Source organism: Haloarcula sp. DT43, assembly GCF_037078405.1.
Taxonomy (GTDB): Archaea; Halobacteriota; Halobacteria; order Halobacteriales; family Haloarculaceae; genus Haloarcula; species Haloarcula brevis.
Genome location: NZ_JAYMGZ010000002.1, coordinates 654994 through 670882, shown reverse-complemented (window position 1 = coordinate 670882; position 15889 = coordinate 654994). Strand labels below are relative to the sequence as shown.

The 15889-nt window shown below is 69.5% G+C and carries 13 protein-coding genes; 8 read left to right on the top strand and 5 right to left on the bottom strand.

Annotation, left to right across the window (positions count from 1 at the left end; genetic code table 11):
- Positions 1–15: 15 nt before the first annotated feature.
- The gene (gene lysA / locus VI123_RS10790; protein WP_336338051.1) at positions 16–1251 is read left to right on the top strand and encodes a diaminopimelate decarboxylase; all 1236 of its coding nucleotides are present in this window, start codon (positions 16–18) and stop codon (positions 1249–1251) included.
- Positions 1251–2432 (top strand): M20 family metallopeptidase, encoded by a 1182-nt coding sequence (locus VI123_RS10785; protein WP_336338050.1) that lies wholly within the window; start codon positions 1251–1253, stop codon positions 2430–2432. The genes lysA and VI123_RS10785 overlap by 1 nt, the downstream gene beginning before the upstream one ends.
- A gap of 13 nt (positions 2433–2445) precedes the next feature.
- Here the strand turns inward: VI123_RS10785 and VI123_RS10780 are convergent, their stop codons facing one another.
- The 5 genes from VI123_RS10780 to VI123_RS10760 all read right to left on the bottom strand — a co-directional run bounded on the left by VI123_RS10780 (position 2446) and on the right by VI123_RS10760 (position 7531).
- On the bottom strand, positions 2446–3090 hold the full coding sequence (locus VI123_RS10780) for a phosphoribosyltransferase family protein (RefSeq protein ID WP_336338049.1): 645 nt from the start codon (positions 3088–3090) through the stop codon (positions 2446–2448).
- A gap of 67 nt (positions 3091–3157) precedes the next feature.
- Positions 3158–4465, bottom strand: a complete 1308-nt coding sequence (locus VI123_RS10775; RefSeq protein ID WP_336338048.1) for an MFS transporter — start codon at positions 4463–4465, stop codon at positions 3158–3160.
- Between the two features lie 71 nt (positions 4466–4536).
- Positions 4537–5919, bottom strand: a complete 1383-nt coding sequence (gene purB / locus VI123_RS10770; protein ID WP_336338047.1) for an adenylosuccinate lyase — start codon at positions 5917–5919, stop codon at positions 4537–4539.
- Positions 5920–5969: 50 nt separating this feature from the next.
- Positions 5970–6914, bottom strand: a complete 945-nt coding sequence (locus VI123_RS10765; protein ID WP_336338046.1) for a PrsW family intramembrane metalloprotease — start codon at positions 6912–6914, stop codon at positions 5970–5972.
- Between the two features lie 62 nt (positions 6915–6976).
- Positions 6977–7531 carry a hypothetical protein gene (locus tag VI123_RS10760; protein WP_336338045.1) on the bottom strand — a complete coding sequence of 185 codons (555 nt, stop codon included), beginning with the start codon at positions 7529–7531 and terminating at the stop codon, positions 6977–6979.
- A 124-nt stretch (positions 7532–7655) separates the two neighbouring features.
- On the opposite strand from VI123_RS10760, the gene purH reads away from it, so the two are divergent.
- The 6 genes from purH (at position 7656) to VI123_RS10730 (ending at position 15887) form a co-directional block, all read left to right on the top strand.
- Positions 7656–9236: a bifunctional phosphoribosylaminoimidazolecarboxamide formyltransferase/IMP cyclohydrolase gene (gene purH / locus VI123_RS10755; protein ID WP_336338044.1), complete on the top strand. Its 1581-nt coding sequence runs from the start codon at positions 7656–7658 to the stop codon at positions 9234–9236.
- Positions 9237–9422: 186 nt separating this feature from the next.
- Positions 9423–10409, top strand: coding sequence for a formate/nitrite transporter family protein (locus tag VI123_RS10750; protein WP_336338043.1), 987 nt, complete (start codon positions 9423–9425; stop codon positions 10407–10409).
- A 36-nt stretch (positions 10410–10445) separates the two neighbouring features.
- Positions 10446–10976 carry a hypothetical protein gene (locus VI123_RS10745; protein ID WP_336338042.1) on the top strand — a complete coding sequence of 177 codons (531 nt, stop codon included), beginning with the start codon at positions 10446–10448 and terminating at the stop codon, positions 10974–10976.
- A gap of 42 nt (positions 10977–11018) precedes the next feature.
- Positions 11019–11711, top strand: coding sequence for a hypothetical protein (locus VI123_RS10740; protein ID WP_336338041.1), 693 nt, complete (start codon positions 11019–11021; stop codon positions 11709–11711).
- A 111-nt stretch (positions 11712–11822) separates the two neighbouring features.
- Positions 11823–14264 (top strand): dihydropteroate synthase, encoded by a 2442-nt coding sequence (gene folP, locus VI123_RS10735; RefSeq protein WP_336338040.1) that lies wholly within the window; start codon positions 11823–11825, stop codon positions 14262–14264.
- Between the two features lie 135 nt (positions 14265–14399).
- Complete coding sequence (locus tag VI123_RS10730; protein WP_336338039.1) at positions 14400–15887, top strand: globin-coupled sensor protein; 1488 nt, start codon at positions 14400–14402, stop codon at positions 15885–15887.
- Positions 15888–15889 lie beyond the last annotated feature (2 nt).

Below are 15889 nucleotides of genomic sequence, written 5' to 3'. Positions count from 1 at the left end.
GCCGTTGTTTTCCCAATGAGTCACGACTCGCCGCCGGTCCGCCGCCTGGCGGACTGGGACCACGAGCGCCTCCAGTCGGTCGCCGCCGAGCACGGCACGCCGCTGTACGTCGTCGACCTCGACCGCGTCGCCGAGAACTACGAGCGCTTCGCCGCGGCCTTCCCCGACGCCCACGTCATGTACGCCGCGAAGGCCCACACCGGACAGGCCGTCCTGTCGAAACTGCTCGAGGCCGGGGCTGACATCGAGTGTGCCGCATGGGGGGAACTCCAGCGCGCCATCGACGCCGGCGCGGACCCGAACACGCTCCAGTACACGGCCGTCAATCCGCCCGACCACGACCTCGACTACGCCGTGGAGCTGGCCGCTGACAACCCCGGCCTGACGATTACGGCGGGCGCGCGGGACACCTTCGACCGCCTCGAAGAACGGGGCTACGACGGCCGGGTCGCCATCCGCATCAACCCCGGCATCGGCACGGGCCATCACGAGAAGGTCGCCACGGGCAAGGACGCGAAGTTCGGCATTCCCTACGACGCGGTGCCGGAGGTTGCCGCGGACGTGCGCGAGCGCTTCGACCTCGTCGGCCTGCACGCCCACGCGGGCAGCGGCGTCCTCCACGACGACCTGGACGACCACTGCCGGGCCATCGAGAAGGTCGCCGACATGGGCCGGGAGGTCATCGCCGACGGCGCGGACCTCGAATTCGTCGACTTCGGCGGCGGCTTCGGCGTCCCCTACCGCGAGACCGTCGACCCCCTCGACATGGACATCGTCGGCGAGAAGGTCCGCGAGGCCGTCGGCGACCTCGACGCACAGGTCAAACTCGAACCCGGCCGGTACGTCGTCGCCGACGCCGAACTGATTCTGACCGAGGTCAACACGATAAAGGACACCCCCGCGGCGACGGTCGTCGGCGTCGACGCCTCGCTGGCGACGCTCATCCGCCCCGCCATGTTCGGCTCGTATCACCCCATTCGCAACGTCACCGCGCCGGGCCGCGACAGCGCGCCCGTCTCCGTCGGCGGTCCCTGCTGTACCAGCGCCGACGTGTTCTGTACCGACCGCCCCATCGCCCGCCCCGAGCGCGAGGACCTGCTGGCAATCGGCAACGCCGGCGCGTACGGCTACGAACTCGCCAACCAGTTCCACTCCCAGCCCCGCCCCGCGGAGGTCGCCTTCGAGGGCGGCGAGACGCGGGTCGTCCGCGAGCGCGAGACGCTGGCGGACGTGACCCGCATGGAGCAGTGATGGCGTTCGACATCCCCACCTTCCACCGAACGGCGGTCGAGACGCCCTCGCACGAGAACGTCGACGAGATGCGCGCGCTACTGGTCGACACGCTGGAGGACGCCGGCGAGTACCCGGAAATCGACGACCTCGGGAACGTGATCGCGACTCGGGGCGAGGGCGACGGCCCGCACGTCCTCCTCAACACGCACATCGACACCGTCCCGCCGCATCTGCCCTACGAGCGCCGGACCGAGCCGCCGGGGCCGGACGAGGCCGTCGACGGCACCGGGGACGACGGGGATGGAGACGTCGCCTGTGGCCGCGGAGCCTGTGACGCGAAGGGACCGCTCGCGGCCCTGCTGGACGCCTTCCTCACCGTCACGCCCGAGGACGGCCGGGTCACGCTGGCGGTTTCGACCGACGAAGAGACCACCCAGACCGGCGGTGCGCACCTCGCCGAAACCATCGACGCGGACGGCTACATCGTCGGGGAGCCGACCGGCCTGGACGTGTGTACCGCCGCGAAGGGACAGTTCGAGGGCACCGTCACCATCCGCGGCGAGAGCGCCCACGCCGCCGACCCCGGCAGCGGCCACAACGCGATTCGGGCCGCCGCGCCTATTTTGCAGGCGATGGAGTCCTACGACGACAGCGAGGCGCGGAGCGCCTCTGGACCCGCGAGCGGTGACGACGGGGAACCGCGAACCAGCGGCCCCGGCGAACACGAGACACTCGGCCGCCCCATCCTCACGGCGTCGATGATAGAGGGCGGCGAGGCGACCAATCAGGTCCCGGCCGAATGTACCATCACCTTCGACCGGCGCAGCGTCCCGCCGGAGACGAGCGAGTCGTTCTGTGCCGGCCTCCAGGCCCACCTCGAACAGTGGCTCCCGGACGCGATGGGGCTGGAGGTCGAGCTCATCCGCCCGGACACGCCCTTCCCCGAGGCGTTCGCCACCGACGCCGACGCGGAGCTGGTCCGGACGCTACAGGAAGCCAGCGGCGGCGCAGTCCGGCCGTTCGGGGCCGCGACGGAGGCCTCGTACTTCGCCGAACACGCCCCGACCGTGGTGTTTGGCCCCGGCGACCTGAGCGACGGGGTGGGCGCGGTCGCCCACTCGAAGCGCGAGTACGTCCGCCTCTCCGAGGTGCGGACGGCCGCCCGGGCGGTCCGCGAGACGGTCGAGCGCCTGGTCTGAGTCGCGGCCCCGCCTACGCCGACCGCTGGCGGCCGATGTCCCCCAGCCCCGTCGTCGCCTCCTCGTCCGTCACGCTGTCGAACTGCTCGTAGTAGTCGGCGGTGGCCTGGAACGCCGCCGGCTTCAGCGGGACGACGACGGCGTCGGCCCACTGCCGGACCTCGTCGATGACGTCCGGCGGCGCGACGGGAGCGGCGGCGACGACCCCGTCGGCACCGGCCGTCCGCAGGCGCTGGGTGGCGACGCGCATCGCCGCCCCCGTCTGAATCCCGTCGTCGACCAGTATCACCCGCTTCCCGGAGACGTCGAGCGGACCCCACGTCTCGTCGTAGCTGACCGCTCTCGTCTCGACGGCGTCGCTCGCCTGTGTCTTGGCCTCCAGAACGTACTCCCAGGTCACGTCCAGAAACCGCATCATCGGGCTGTTAATCCACGAGAACCCGCCCGGCGCGACGGCCCCGATGGTCAGGTCGGGGTGGTTCGGGGCCCGTATACGCTGTATTACAACGACATCCGCCGGGAGGCCGGCCGCGTCGGCGACCACGCTCGCGATGGGGACCCCGGTCGGTGCGAGCGCGACGACGACGTCGCCGACGACATCCCGCCGGCGCAGCGCGGCCGCGAGCTGTCGCGCCGCATCCGAGCGGTCTGTGAACATAGCTCGTGATATGGTGTCAGGCGTCCTAACGGTTCCGATTGCCGGTATCGGCCCGCGGCGGCGCGAGTTAGTCCTGCGGGACCGGCTGGTCCGGGTCGCCCCCGAACTCCAGGGTCTCCTCGACCTGGGTGTAGGTCAACACGAGCGCGAGGGCCGCGAGCCCGGCACCGACGGTAAAGGGCGTACTGAACGACCCCGCGTTGTACAGCAGGCCGGAGGCCAGCGGCCCGGCGGCGACGCCGAGGCCGAAGGCCATCGTCAGCACCGACAGCGTCGTCCCGGACCCGCGCGCGCCGGCCAGGTCGCCGGCGAGCGCGAGCGACGGGGCGAACACGAGCGCGACGGCGATACCCTGGACGAACCGGGCCAGCAGCATGAGCCACGGGTCCGTCACGAGGCCCTGGACGAACACCGACGGGGCGAGGACGACGAACCCGGCGACGATGAACGGCCGGCGGCCGTACCGGTCGCTCGCCCGGCCGATGGGGACCTGAAAGACGACGTTCGCGATGACGACGGCGGCGAACTGGACGCTGAAAAACAGCGTCGACTCGTCCAGGCGCATCCGAATCGGGCCTTCGAGCGTGGCGAACAGCGCGATGGTCGTCGCCATCATGAACGTGCCGACGCCGAGGACGAACACCGAGTCCAGCCCCTCTCCCTCGCGGTCGAAGACGGCTATCGAGAGGTCTTTGCCCGCATCGGCCTCTGACGGCGGGTCCTGGATGAGAAACCAGACGAGCAGGAAGCTCACGGCAGCGCCCAGCACGGCGACGGCGAAGGCGGCGGTGAAGCCGGATATCGCAGCGCCAGCGAGCCGGTAGGTCACCACGTCGCTCGCGTCGAGCCCGCCGGTGATGACGACGCCGGCGATTATCGGCCCGAAGCCGAAGCCGATGAGCCGGAAGGTGTTGAACACGCCGAAGTTCCCGCCGCGCTCGGCGTCGCTGGCGGCGTAGTCGTTGACCAGCGCGACCGTCGCCGGAATCGTAAACGCCGCACCGAGCCCCTGGAACGCCCGTGCGGCCAGCACCGTCCAGTACGAGGAGAGGAAGGGGTAGGCCGCGCTCCCGATGGCAAACAGCACCAGCCCGGTGAGGACGAACACCCGCCGCCGCCCGGTCCGGTCCGAGAGCCGGCCGGTGAACGGCTGGCCGAAGCTATTGAGGAGGCCAAACAGGGACAGCACCAGGCCGATGAGCGTCTCCGTCTGGAGCGTGAAGCCGAGTACCTGTTGGCCGGCGATACCGGCCAGCGACACCTGCCCGCTGGCGATGTACAGGGGAAGCACGATGATGAGAAACGAGTTGCCGAGCGCGTCCGCCATCCGGGCGAACGCGAGCGTCAGGACTCGTGAGTCGGTTCCGAGGACCATCTATCGTAGGTGAACGACCCCACTCCCCTGAGCGTTGCGTTCGCCCGCCGCCGGCCCCGTACCGCCGCCCCTCAGATGCCGTCGGCCTGCTGTTCGGCGATGCCCGTGTACTCGCCGGGCGTCAGCGCTTCCAGTTCCGCCCGCACGTCGTCGTTCACGTCGAGGTCCGCGAACATGTCGTGGAAGTCATCGATGGTGACCTCGCGGCCCCGCGTCGCCTTCTTGACCTGCTCGTAGGCGTCAGCGTACCCCTCGCGCCGGAGGATGGTCTGGACGGCCTCGCCGATGATTTCCGGCGTGGCGGCGAGGTCGTCGGCCATCACCTGCTCGTTCGGGACGACCTTCGCCAGCCCGTTCTGGCACTTGCCGTAGCCGATGAGACAGTGAGCGAAGGCGGCCCCGATGTTGCGCTTGACCGTCGAGTCCGAGAGGTCCCGCTGGAGCCGGGAGTTCGTCACGTAGTCCCCGAGGAAGACGAGGTCCGAGTTGGCCTTCGAGAGGTTCCCCTCGCTGTTCTCGAAGTCGATGGGGTTGACCTTGTGGGGCATCGTCGACGACCCCGTCTCGCCCTCGACGGCCTCCTGGCCGAGGTAGCGGTCAGAGACGTACAGCCACACGTCCAGGTCGAGGTCGAGCAGGACGTTGTTCGCGCCACGGAGCGCGTCGAACAGGACCGCGAGGTCGTCACAGGGGTTGACCTGCGTGGTCAGTGGCTCGTGTTCCAGGCCGAGGTCGGCGACGAAAGACTCGGCGAACGCCGGCCAATCGACGTCGGGGTAGGCGGCGACGTGGGCCGCGTAAGTGCCGGACGCGCCGGCCAGTTTCCCGGAGAGGTCGTCCGCGGCGCGCTCGACGCGCCCGATGGCCCGGCCCAGACGGGAGGCGTAGACGGCCATCTCCTTGCCGAACGTCGTCGGCGTCGCGGGCTGGCCGTGCGTGCGGGCGAGCATCGGCACATCGGCGTAGGTGTGGGCCATCTCGACCAGCGCGTCGCGAATCTCGCGGAGTTCGGGGACGAGGACGTCTTCGGCGGCGGGCTTGACGAGCAGTCGCTGGGCGAGGTTGTTCACGTCCTCGCTGGTCAGCCCGAAGTGAATCCAGTTGTCGGCGTCCAAGTCCGCGGGCATGCCCAGCCGGATGAAGTACTCGATGGCTTTCACGTCGTGGTTGGTCGCGGCGTACTCGCCGTAGCCCTCCGTCTCCAGTTGCTTGACGACGGCGGCGTCCTCGTCGTCGAAGTCCTCGTACAGCGCCCAGAGCACGGCCCGCTGGTCGTCGTCGATGGAAAGCGGCGTGGCGTCGAGATCGGCGAGCGCGAGCAGATACTCGACTTCGACATTCACGCGGGCGCGCATCAGCGCCCGCTCGCTGGCGTACGGGACGAGCGGTTCGGTGTAGCGGGCGTATCGGCCGTCAAGCGGCGAGACGGCGGCCAGTGGCCCTCTGTCGGTCATGTCGGACTGTCCGCGGGAGGCGCGAAAAAGCGTGTCGTTCCCGGTCGCGGCTACTGTCCCGTGCCCGTCGCTGCCTGGTAGTGCGAGCGATAGCGGGCAACCTTCCGGTACAGCAGGTAGCCGACGACGCCGTCGAAGACGAGCACGAAGCCGAGGAACGCCAGCGTGCCCAGCGGCGCGTACGTCACGACGGTGTTGTACGTCGCGTGGATGAGCGCCGCGACGAGCAGCCCCTTGACGACGATGGGGCCGGCGTCCTCGGGGTTGAACTTCGCCAGGCCGAGGTAGTAGCCGGCGAACGACGAGTAGAGGACGTGGCCCGGGCCGACGAACGCCCGGCTCGTCGCCGTCTGGATGGCCGAGACGATGGGCTGGCCGCTCTGGGCCGCGATGGCCTGGGAGTAGCCCTGCGAGATGTACAGCGCGTTCTCGATGGTCGCAAAGCCCAGGCCCGCGACGGCCCCGTAGACGACGCCGTCGACCACCGCGTCGATGGTACCGAAGCTCCCGACGCGGACCGCGAGCCACTTCACCGTCTCCTCGATGGGGCCGACGACGACGAAGAAGAACAGCGCCATCCCGACGACGGGGACGAACTGGAACAGCGGTTGCAACAGGGTGTTGACCAGCGCGGCGATGCTGGCGAACAGTATCGAGAGGACGAACGTAATCGCAAGCGGCTCCAGCGGCTCGCGCATCGTCGGGTCGCCGTACCAGAGGAAGCCGACGATGCCGAGCGCCGGGACCGCCGACAGCGCCGCCAGCACGCCCAGTTCCGGTCGTCTGAGCGCCAACAGGATAGTCGCCGCGAGCTGTACCACGAACAGGAGCACGGCGACGGCGATGAGCAGCCAGCGCCGCGACGCGTGCAACGCGCCGTAGAGCCCGACGGCCACCCCGTCGAGGCGCGACCTGGCGTCCCACTCGGCGATGTCGTATAAGTCGGTCGTCCCGCTCATCGACGCCGCGACCGGGTCCGTCTCGTCGTCAGTCACGGCTGGTGCGTCACGCGGCGGCTACGTGAGGGTTTCGCCCGCATTTGCAAGATTATGCGCAGTCAGCCGAGCCAGCCGTAGTCGGCCTCGGCGTCGCCGAAGCGGCCGTCCGGCGGGTCGAAGCGGTAGAGGTCCTGCCCGAGCGCGGCCCAGGCGAGCCCGTAGACGGTCGCCGTCGCGGGCTGTACCTCGAACCCGAGGAACGCGATAGTCCCGAACCCGAGCAGGACGCCCAGCCACGGCGGCTGGATGCGGGTCCTGACGAGGCCGGCCGCGACCAGTAGCGACCCGCTGACCAGGACGAGCACGCCGATGCCGACGATTGCCTCGCCGCCGCCGGAGAGGAGGCGGACGAGCTGTCCGGCCGCGAACACGAGGCCCCCGAGGCCGCCCGCCCACGCGCCGACAGTGCCGGGCCGTTTCATCCGTGCGCCGTAGAAGTCCTCGACGGCGTAGTGGCCGGCCACGACGCCGAGCGCGGAGACGACGGTTCCGACCAGCACGGGCTGGCTCGTCGCGGTCCGGGCGGTCGCCGACAGCGCCAGGGCCCAGCCAATCCAGACGACACCGCCGACGGCGGCGACCGCGCCCGCGCGCTGACACCGTAGCTTCGCCATACGGGCGAGTCGGCGGCGGGCTACAAATGCGCACCGCACCGCGGCCACGTGTGTCCCGGTCCCACGCCACAGGCCGGCCGGGGGTTTCGCAACAACTTTGCACGGGCCGGTCCGTCGGTCGCACATGAAACTCGCCGGTATGGCCAGTAACCGCGGCCGAAACCTCATGAACATCGCCGACCGCACCCCGGGCGGCGCGTCGTTCGCCGTCGTCCTGACGAACGACGCCGACGCGCCGGTCCTCGAAGCGGCGGCCGAGCGCGGCATCCCGACGGAGGTCGTCGAGCGCGACGACGACGAGGCCCGCGAGGCCCACGAGGAGCGCGTCCTCGACGCGCTCTCGGAGTACGACTTCGACCTCGTCACGCTGGACGGCTACATGCGCGTCCTCAGCGAGACGTTCCTCGATTCGGCCCCGACCACGCTGAACGTCCATCCGTCGCTGCTGCCGAACTTCACCGGCATGGACGCCCACGAGCAGGTGCTCGACGCCGGCGTGAAGGTGACCGGCTGTACGGTCCACGTCGTCGACGAGAGCGTCGACGGCGGTCCCATCGTCACGCAGGAGCCCATCCCCGTCTTCGAGGGCGACGACGAGGACGGCCTGAAAGAGCGCGTCCTCTACGAGGGCGAGTTCACCGCCTACCCCCGCGTCGTGGAGTGGTTCGCCGAGGACCGCGTCGAGGTCGACTGGGGCGAGGGCGCGGTCCACGTCGAGGGCGACGAAGGCGGCGACTTCCCCGCTCGGCGCATCGTCTCCGACGACATCGCCGCGAGCCTGCGATACGGGGAGAACCCCCACCAGGACGCCGCGCTGTACGCCGACGCCACCGTCACCGAGGCCAGCGTCGTCCACGCCGACCAGCTCAACGAGGGCGCGAAGGCCCTGTCGTACAACAACTACAACGACGCCGACGGCGCGCTGAACCTCATCAAGGAGTTCGAGGAGCCCGCCGCCGCGGTCATCAAACACACCAACCCCGCTGGCTGTGCCACCGCCGACTCTGTCGCCGATGCATACGGGAAGGCCCTCTCGACGGACCCGATGAGCGCCTTCGGCGGCATCGTCGCGCTGAACCGCGAGTGCGACGCCGCCACCGCCGAGCAGATAATCGACTCGTTCAAGGAGGTCGTCGTCGCCCCCGGCTACACCGACGCGGCGCTGGACGTGCTCTTCGAGAAGGAGAACCTCCGCGTGCTGGACGTGAACGACAACTTCGAGGTCACGGACGCGCTGACCGAGAAGCCCCTCGTCGGGGGCCGATTGGTCCAGGAACGGGACACCCAGCACCTCACGGCCGACGACCTGGAGGTCGTCACCGAGCGCGAACCGACTGACGAGCAGGTCGAGTCGATGCTGTTCGCCTGGCACACGCTCAAGCACGTCAAGTCCAACGGCATCCTCTTCGCCGACGGGACGGAGACGGTCGGCATCGGCATGGGGCAGGTCTCCCGGGTCGACGCCGTCCGCCTCGCCGCGATGAAGGCCGAGGAGCACGCCGAGGGCAAGGACGCCCAAGGCGCGGTGATGGCCTCGGACGCCTTCTTCCCGTTCCCCGACGGCATCGAGGAGGCCGCCGACGCCGGTATCGAGGCCGTCATCCAGCCCGGCGGCTCGAAGAACGACGACAGCGTCATCGAGGCCGCGAACGAACACGACATGGCGATGGTGTTCACCGGCCAGCGCAGTTTCCGCCACGACTGACTGGAGTGTCTGACGCTCGATAGACGAGCGAAGCGCGCCTATCGGTGTTTCCCCCACGACTGACTGGAGTGTCTGACGCTCGATAGACGAGCGAAGCGCGCCTATCGGTGTTTCCCCCACGACTGAGCGGGGCGGCCGACCGCGGCAACGAAAGAGGTTTTCCGGAGGGTTCTGAACCCGCTGTCGATGGCAAACGACAACGACAGGGAGGAAGCCGTTCGGGACGCCGTAGACGTGTCCCGGAGCGGCGCGCCGGCGGGTGGCAGCGTCATCCGCGACCGGTTCTCCGCCGACGAGATTTTCCAGCGCATCATCGTCGCGGCCGACGAGGAAGTGACCGTCGGGACCCGCGAACTGTTCTTCGCCGGCATCGCGGGCGGGTTCGCTATCACGGTGACGTTCATGCTGTACGCGTCGCTGTACGCGAAAACCGGCGGCGACCCGATACTGAGCGCGCTCCTGTACCCGCTGGGGTTCGTCTTCATCATCCTCGGGGACTACCAGCTCTACACCGAGAACACGCTCCCGCCGGTCGCGCTCGTCCTCGAACGGCTGGCGAGCCTCCCGTCGCTGCTCCGCATCTGGGTCGTCGTCCTGGTGTCGAACGTCTTCGGCGGGATGCTCGGCGCGCTCGCGCTGGCGACGACCGACGTACTCTCCCCCGAGGCCGCGTCGGCCGCCGCGGGCTTCGCGCAGAAAGCCATCGAAACCTCACAGGTGACGCTGTTCTCGAAGGCGGTGTTCGCCGGCCTCATCGTCGCCGGCGTCGTCTGGGTCGACTACTCACTGCGGGACAGCATCTCCAGGCTCGTGTTGATTTACATCTCCTTCCTGGCGATTCCGTTCGGGAATCTCTATCACGTCGTCGTCTCCGCGACGGAGATGTTCTACCTCGTGTTCATCGGCGAACTGGCGCTGTCGGTCGGCCTCTGGCAGTTCGTCCTGCCGGTGCTCCTCGGTAACTCTGTCGGCGGCGTCGTGCTCGTCACCGTCGTCAACTACTTCCACACGACCGAGCGGCGGCTCGAAACCGCGAGGGACGAAGGGACCAAACGCCAGCTCACGGTCCGGGAGTGGCTCTGGGGGAGCTGGTCCGCCTCCGGCCGCTCGTACGTGCCGGCGACCGAAGAAGTCCCGCGGAGCGACCCGGAACCGCCCGAGAGCGACCCCTGACACAAACCATTTCAACGCCCTCCGGCTATCGTCGGTGTGCGCTGGGTGAAACGGAACCGCCTGCTGCTCCTGTTTGCGGCCGTCGTGCTGACGACGCTGGGGGCTGTCGGGCTCGGAATCGTCGGCATCGTCGCCACAGCCGGGGCGCTGCTCGGCGGCGGCGCGGTCGTCGAGACGTTCGCCGCGTTCCTGCTCGGGACGCTGTTGCTCGTGGGCGTCGACGTCGTCTTCTCGGTCGCGCTGGTTCGGGAACTGGCCCGGCAGGCGTCGGTGCCGAAGAGCGAACGCGTGGCCGGTGCGCTCGCCCGCCTCGAAGCGGTCGTCCCGCCGCTCGCGTCGCTGGGCCTCTCGGAGATGGTCGCGCCACCCGAGCCGACAGTCGAGGAGCGCCACGAGGCGCTGACTCGCCGATACGTCGACGGGGACCTCACGGAGGCCGAGTACGAGCGGGAACTGCAGGCGCTTCTCGGCGAGGCCGAAGACCCGGACGCCGAACTGCTGGGCGACCCCGATATAGAGGCCGAGTCCGCCGGGGCCGACGCCGAGCGCGAACTGAGCCGGGAGTGACACTGAGTGGGTTTTACGTGGCCGCCCGACGACAGGTCGAGTATGGACGCACCGACGTTCCTCGAACTCGAGGTGGAGCGGGACGCCGTCGCCGCCGTGCTCGATACCGTTCCCGGTGTCGCCGTCGTCGACGACGGGAGCGCGGGCTCGACGCCCGCACCGGTATCGGACGAACCGGACGGCCCCGGCCTGACTGACAGACTCGGGTCGCTGTGGCGACAGTGGGGACTGCTCGGCACAGGGCTGTCCCTCGTTGCCCTCGGCGCGGCGACGGCGGGCCTCTGGTGGTATCGCCGCCGCAACGGGACGGACGAGGGGAGCGACGCGTACGCGGCGGCGTGGACCTCCGACGCCGAGGACGAGACACCGGCCCCGACCGGGACGACCGTCGACACGCCGTCGCCGACCGAGACGGAGTTCGAACCGGCCCGGGCGGACACCGACGAGACGCCGACGCCGGAGCCACAGGAGACGGCGCTGGCTTCGGAAGCGACGCCGACCGAGTCCGAAGGGTGGCGGCGGGACACCGAGACGGACACGGAGCAATCTGGTGCCGCCGGCTTCGAGCCCTCGGACGAGCCGGCGGACGAGACCGACGACGAGCCGGCGGACGAGACCGACGACGAGCGCCCGGAGGCGAGAATCAACCCGGCACCGCTGCTGGGTGCCGCGTTCCTGATTCTCTCGAGCGCGCTGGGCCGGTGGGCCACGCGCGACCGCGACGACCGGGCGTGACCGTCGCCGGCCGCCGGAGCCCAGGTCGGGCGAGTGGGCCGTTCGAGCCGCTCGCGGCGACCACACGCGACAGTTCGACAGGCTAAAGCGAGCGGCTCCGATAGCCCGACCATGGAGTTCCACGAGGCCGCGAACTTCCTCTTCGAGTTGCGCCGGTTCGCCCCACGACCCGGCACCGACGCCACGCAGGACCTGCTCTCGTCGCTCGGTGACCCACAGGAGGGGCTTCGCTGCGTCCAGGTTGCGGGGTCCAACGGCAAGGGGTCGACCGCGCGGATGGTCGAGCGAACGCTCCGGGAAGCGGGCCTCGACGTCGGACTGTACACCTCGCCACATCTCGACGACGTGCGCGAACGGGTCCGAACCAACGGCCGCAAACTCTCCGAGGCCGCTCTCACCGAGTTCATCGACGCGGTCCGGACGCACGTGACCGAGCAGGGGGCGGCCAGCGACTCGCCCACGTTCTTCGAGACGATGACCGCGATGGCGCTGTGGGAGTTCGACCGCCAGGACGTCGACGTGGCGGTGCTGGAGGTCGGCATCGGCGGCCGGTACGACGCCACGAGCGTCGTCGACCCGGTCGCGAGCGCCGTCACGTCCGTGACGCTCGAACACACCGACATCCTCGGCGACACCGTCGCGGAAATCGCCCGCGACAAGGCCCACGTCGCGCCCGAGGACGCGCCCCTCGTGACCGGGACGACCGGCGACGCCCTCGCCGCAGTCCGCGAGGTCGCCGGCGACGTGGTGACCGTCGGCGAGGGCGACGACGCCGACGTGACGGCCACGTACGGCGGCCGCGATGGGCTGGAGGGGGCCGTCTCCGTCGATGGTCCCGACTGGTCCGTCGACACGCACCTCCCGCTGCTGGGCGCACACCAGGCCCAGAACGCCGGTATCGCGGCCACGCTGTGCCGACAGGTGGCGAACGTCTCACAATCGGACCTCGAACGCGGCCTGCGCAACGCCCACTGGCCGGGCCGGTTCGAGGTCATGGGCGAGTCGCCGCTGGTCGTCCTCGACGGGGCACACAACCCCGGGAGCATCGAGCGCACCGCGGCGACGCTGTCGTCGTTCGACTACGACGACCTCCACGTCGTCGTCGGCGCGATGGTCGACAAGGACCACGAGCGCATCGCCGCGGCGCTGCCGGACCCCGACCACGTCGTCGCCTGCCAGCCCGACGTCGACCGGGCGGAGTCCCACCGCGTCGTCGCGGCCGCGATGGAGAGCGCGACCGACGCGGCAGTCGAGACGAGGCGGGACGTGGCGGGCGCGCTCGGGACCGCGCTCGATGCCGCCGCCGAGGGGGATGCGGTCCTCGTGACCGGGTCGCTGTACGCCGTCCGGGAGGCCCGCAACCGCTGGTCGCGGTCGGTCGTCTCCAAACGGGTCGACTCCGTCGCCGAGGCCCGCGAGACACTGGAGAGCGCCCACGTCACTGCGGACGGGACCCGCCGGATGCAGGGCAAGGGCGTCCACCGCATCCTGCGCACCCGCGTCCAGCCCCGGCAGGCCCAGTACCTGAAGCAGGAACTGCTGTCTCTGGGCGGCGAGTGTGCGATTTCGGGCCTGAGCGACCAGGACGAGGAGTCCGTCGACGTGGTACTGATGGCGACGATGGCCCAGTACAGGCGGCTCGCCGGCAAACTGGACGGCCAGACCGGCGGGCTCTCGACGTTCGCCGACGAACTCCGAGCGGCGCTGTCCCTCGGGCAGTCCGCCGAGGCCGACCGCGACCACCCCTGGGACGACGGCACGGCCGTCATGGGCATCTGCAACATCACGCCGGACTCGTTCCACGACGGCGGCGAGTACAACGCCGTCGAGGACGCCGTCGCCCGCGCCGAGCGGATGGTCGAGGCGGGCGCGGACATCCTCGACATCGGCGGCGAGTCGACCCGCCCAGGGGCCGAGCCCGTCCCGGTCGAGGAGGAAATCGACCGCGTGGTCCCGGTCATCGAGGCGCTCGCCGACCTCGACGTGGCCGTCTCCGTCGACACGCGGAAGGCCCCGGTCGCGCGGGCCGCGCTCGACGCCGGCGCGGACATCCTCAACGACGTGTCCGGGCTGGAGGACCCCGAGATGCGCCTCGTCGCCGCCGAGTACGACGTGCCGGTCGTCGTGATGCACTCAATCGAGACGCCGGTCGACCCCGACAGCGACATTCACTACGACGACGTGGTGGCGGACTGCATCGACCAGCTGACAGAGCGGGTCCTGCTCGCCGAGAAGGCCGGCCTGGACCGCGACCAGATAATCGTCGACCCCGGTGTCGGCTTCGGGAAGTCGCCGGCCGAGGACTTCGAACTGCTCGACCGACTCCCGGAGTTCCGGGCGCTGGGCTGTCCGCTGCTGGTCGGCCACTCCCACAAGTCGCTGTTCTCGCTGGTCGGCGAGGCGGCGGGCGACTGTCTGGAGGCGACCATCGCCGGGACGACGCTGGCGGCCCAGCGAGGGGCCGACATCGTTCGCGTCCACGACGTCCCCGAGAACGTCGCCGCCGTCCGAGTCGCCGAGGCGGCCCGCGACCCACAAAAGTTCACGGATTGAAGCCAGTAGCGAACAGTCGACCAGCGAACCGCCCGCATCGACCGCTGAACAGCGGTGTTTTCGCCGTCAGTGTGCACTTCTCAATGCTGAGAACCGAGGGCGAACATATAACCCCGGAGTCGGCTGACACATCCCATGGCATTTCAGAGCGAGAGTCCGGGCTCTCGGGACCGCATCACGGAAGCCGATAGGTCGGGTGTCGACGGGACGACGCTAACCGAACGAATCGGACTGGACGCCGACGAAATCCGCTGGCGCAAGGAATTTACCGGGTTCGACGAGTCGGACGTCGACAACCTCACCGCGATGGCAGACGAAGCGGACGCGCGGGCGGAAGCCGTCGTCGACGACTTCTACGACCACCTCCAGTCGTTCGACGAGACCGTCGAGATATTCGGGCGGTCAACCAAGTCGGTCGACCAGCTCAAGAACACCCAGACGCAGTACCTGCGGGACCTCGTCGCCGGGAGCTACGACAGGCAGTACTTCGAGAATAGGGCCCGCATCGGGAAGATTCACGACATGCTCGACCTCGGGCCGAAGATATATCTCGGGGCCTACAGCATCTACGTCGAACACTTCCTGGAGACAATCGTCGAGGACCTGCAGTCGGGCGACGCCGACCGGGACGAGGCGCTCGAAGAGATGCAGGCGCGGGCGCTGTCAGTGTTCAAGCTCCTCAACCTCGACCAGCAGGTGGCGATGGACACGTACATCGACTCGTACAGCCAGCGGCTCGAATCGGCAATCGACGACCAGCAGGCATTGATGCGGGAGGTCGAGACCGGCCTCCGCCAGCCAATCGACGAACTGAGCACGTCGGCCGAAGACGTCGCCCGGACGAACGAGCAAATCAGCGAGACCGCCGAGAGCCAGTCCGAGTCGATGGACGAGGTGGCGGCGGAGGTCGCGGACATGAGCGCGACCATCGAGGAGATCGCCTCGACCGCCGAAGAGGTCGCCAGTACCAGCACGTCGGCCGAACAGAAGGCGGCGCGGGGCAACGAGGCCGCACAGGAGGCCGCGGCCGTGATGAGCGACGTCGACGAGGCCGTCGACACGGTGTCCTCCGACATCGCCGGCCTGCAGGAGCAGGCGGACGAAATCGACGACATCGTCGAGGTCATCAACGACATCGCGGACCAGACGAACATGCTCGCGCTGAACGCCTCCATCGAGGCCGCTCGCGCCGGGGAGGCCGGCGACGGGTTCGCCGTCGTCGCCGACGAAATCAAGACCCTCGCGGGGGACTCACAGGAGCACGCGAACCGCATCGAGGACACGGTCACGGAGATTCAGGACGAGACCGTCGACGCCGTCGAGAGCCTCGAAACCGTGACCGAGCAGGTCACCCAGGGCATCGACCAGGTCGAGGCGGCGGCCGAGCGACTCGAAGAAATCGTGTCGGCGGTCGACGAGGCGTCACAGGGTATCCAGGAGGTGTCGGCGGCGACCGACGACCAGGCGGCGTCGACCGAGGAAGTCGCCAGCATGGTCGACGAGCTATCGGCCGGCATCGACGACATGTCCGACCGGCTCGACGACCTCGCGGCGACGAACGAGGAACAGACGGAGAAGATTCAGAACGTGGCCGAGACCGCGCGCCGACTCGACACCGAGTAGCC